We start from the raw sequence: 2472 nt of genomic DNA on the forward strand, positions 1-2472 counted from the left end.
GACGCGGACCGGTGCGCGGAGGTGACGGACGTGGCGGAGGGGGGGCCGGGCCGTCGTCGTTGTCCTGCTCCTGCTGGGGGCGGGGCAGATCGGACGAGGACGCCGTGGGGCTGAAGCGGCCGCGGCGAGCGCGGCGGGCGCAGGGGCGTTGGCGACCGCGAGGAGGTCGTCCGGGCCGGGACCGGCTCGTAGCGCTCCGGCAGCTCCAGGCGCAGGACCTCCCAGCCCTTCGGCGGCGTCATGGACGCGGCGTGCTCGCCGCAGAGGTCATAGGTGTGCGGTTCGGCACGGCGCGAGAGCGGACCGATCACCATCGCCGAATCGGCATAGTTGTACGTCAGGGTGGCCAACGCGTTGCGCTGGCACCCCGTCTTGCTGCATCGACGCATGGCTCCCACGGCGCACCAGCCTACTCGGGATCGGGCCGCACAAGGATGACCTAGCCTGTGGCCATGTCCGATTCGCCGTTCGCGCCCCTGCAGTTCTCCCCCGAGCCGTGGGAACAGCCGCACGAGGAGTCCACGGAGGGTTCCGACGAGACGGGCGGCGGTGCCGGCGGGAGCCGGAGGCGTGGGGGCCGGAGGCGTGCGGTTGCGGGCGACATCCCGGTGCGGTCGCGTGACCGGCACGGTCGGGGTGTCCGCCATCCGGTGCCGCTGGGCCGGCGGGCACAGCGGAGTCGGCAGGACCGGCTGGAGGAGGCCGTGCAGCAGGCCGTGGAGAAGCTCGGCGGGCTGGGCGAGCCGGGGCTGCTGGGCGTGGTGGTGCGCGTGCAGCGCATCCCGGACCACGCGGACGCGCTGCTGAGCCGGATGCGCGCGGGGATGCGGCCCGGGCCGGAGCAGCTGTGGTCCAGCCTCGCCAGGCGCGGCGACGGGACCCTGGTGGTGACCCTGCACGAGCGCCCGATCCTCGCGGCCGTGGAGGCGGGCGAACTGGACACCGCGGTCTACGCCACCGTCCTGGCCCGCTGCGCGGAGGCCCTCGGCCGGGACCCGCAGCAGCTCGACCCCGGCTGGGGCGACCTCTGAGGGGTGCCCTCTCTTGCGCGGTGTGGGGGCGAACTTTCCCGCAATTCCGCGCAAAATTCCGGGAAGGTTCGCCCGCAAGACTCCTGAAAAGCCGTCAGCCCTGCTGCATCTTGCGCAGCCGCCGGCGCTCACGCTCGGACAGGCCGCCCCAGATGCCGAAGCGCTCGTCGTTGGCCATGGCGTAGTCCAGGCACTCCTGACGCACCGGGCAGGCGCCGCAGACCTTCTTCGCATCCCGGGTCGAGCCGCCCTTCTCCGGGAAGAACGCCTCCGGGTCGGTCTGGGCGCAGAGGGCGTCCACCTGCCAGGCGAGCTCGCCCTCGATCTCGGCCGGCTCCATGGCCAGCGGCAGCACCTGCCACGGATCGTCCTTGAGGGACGGGGCACCCTTCGGCTGCTGCGGCGCCGAGGAGGGGAACAGGGCGGTGACGGTGCCGCCCTGCGACTGCTCGTCCGGCTGCTCCTGCGCGTCCTCGTCCAGCCCGTGGGCCGTGAGGAACGCGGTGGCCTGGTCCTCGAGCGAGGCCTCCTGCCAGCGCCCGGCCTGCGGGTCCGCCGGGTCGATGAACCAGTCAGCGGGGACGCTCCGGTCCGGGGACGCGGCGGGCGCAGCAGCGCTGCGCCGGACGTCCTCAGCTCGTTGCGTGTTCTCCATGACAGGGTCCTTCCGGAGGCGTGCACGTGGGTGGTTTGCGGGCGACCACCGCACGGCATCTGCATGCCGGCCCGGCACCGGGGACACCCGGTTCGGATCGCCTCTCGACTGCCTCAATTACACCGGTGTAACTCCCTGTTCGTCAAGCCGAGTCCGCACTCGGAAGAGCGCCTCGGACCCCCTATAGCAGACCCGCCTCGGCGTGCCACACTGGGGCGCATGGTCACCCTGTCACGCCCCGATTCGAACGCCCCTCTGGCCCGTCGCCTCGAGGCCACCGCACGCCCCGTGCTGATCCACCTGCCGGGCTCCGCGGACACGGATTCCGGCGTGGACGCCCGCATCGAGATCTCCGGGTCCGTGCTGATGACGTGGGCCGCCAAGACGGCCGCCCTCTGCGCGGCCGAGGACCTCGACGACGGCACTCGCCTCCGCCTGGACCTCCCCGTGCACTGGATGTCCCTGGCCGTCGCCTTCGGCGCCGTCTGCGCCGGCGTGGAGCCGACCTTCCCGGCCGAGGCCGACGCCGCCGACGCGTCCCGAGGAGACGCCGCCGAGGACCCTGCCGAGACCACCCCCCGGCTCGGCACCGGACGCCTCGGTGGAGGTGGACGCGGTGGTCACCCAGGACGCCTCCGCCCCGCTGCTCCGGGCGCGCTGGGCCTGCGCCTCGCGCTGCCGCGCGACCTCTCCGCCGTGCGCGCCCACCCGGAGGAGGTCTCCGCCGCGGACGTGGACATGGCCGAGGCCCTGCTCGGTGAGGCGGACCGCTTCGCGGACACCCCG

General features: G+C 73.6%; 4 protein-coding genes. 2 read left to right on the forward strand and 2 right to left on the reverse strand.

Features of this window, described 5'->3' with window-relative positions:
• Positions 1–389, reverse strand: a 389-nt coding sequence (locus AC2W7A_RS11500; RefSeq protein ID WP_485991470.1) for a DUF3499 family protein, incomplete at its 3' end; no start/stop codon positions are given.
• 315 nt (positions 390–704) lie between these two features.
• Here AC2W7A_RS11500 and AC2W7A_RS11505 point away from each other — a divergent pair.
• Complete coding sequence (locus AC2W7A_RS11505; protein ID WP_485991467.1) at positions 705–1031, forward strand: hypothetical protein; 327 nt, start codon at positions 705–707, stop codon at positions 1029–1031.
• 94 nt (positions 1032–1125) lie between these two features.
• On the opposite strand, the gene AC2W7A_RS11510 is transcribed toward AC2W7A_RS11505, so the two are convergent.
• On the reverse strand, positions 1126–1686 hold the full coding sequence (locus AC2W7A_RS11510) for a WhiB family transcriptional regulator (protein WP_485991468.1): 561 nt from the start codon (positions 1684–1686) through the stop codon (positions 1126–1128).
• Positions 1687–1905: 219 nt separating this feature from the next.
• Between AC2W7A_RS11510 and AC2W7A_RS11515 the strand changes: the two genes are divergently transcribed.
• The coding region (locus tag AC2W7A_RS11515) for a hypothetical protein (RefSeq protein ID WP_485991469.1) at positions 1906–2472 on the forward strand (567 nt) is incomplete at its 3' end.

It is taken from the genome of Micrococcus sp. LASM2_SD2 (genome assembly GCF_057364565.1).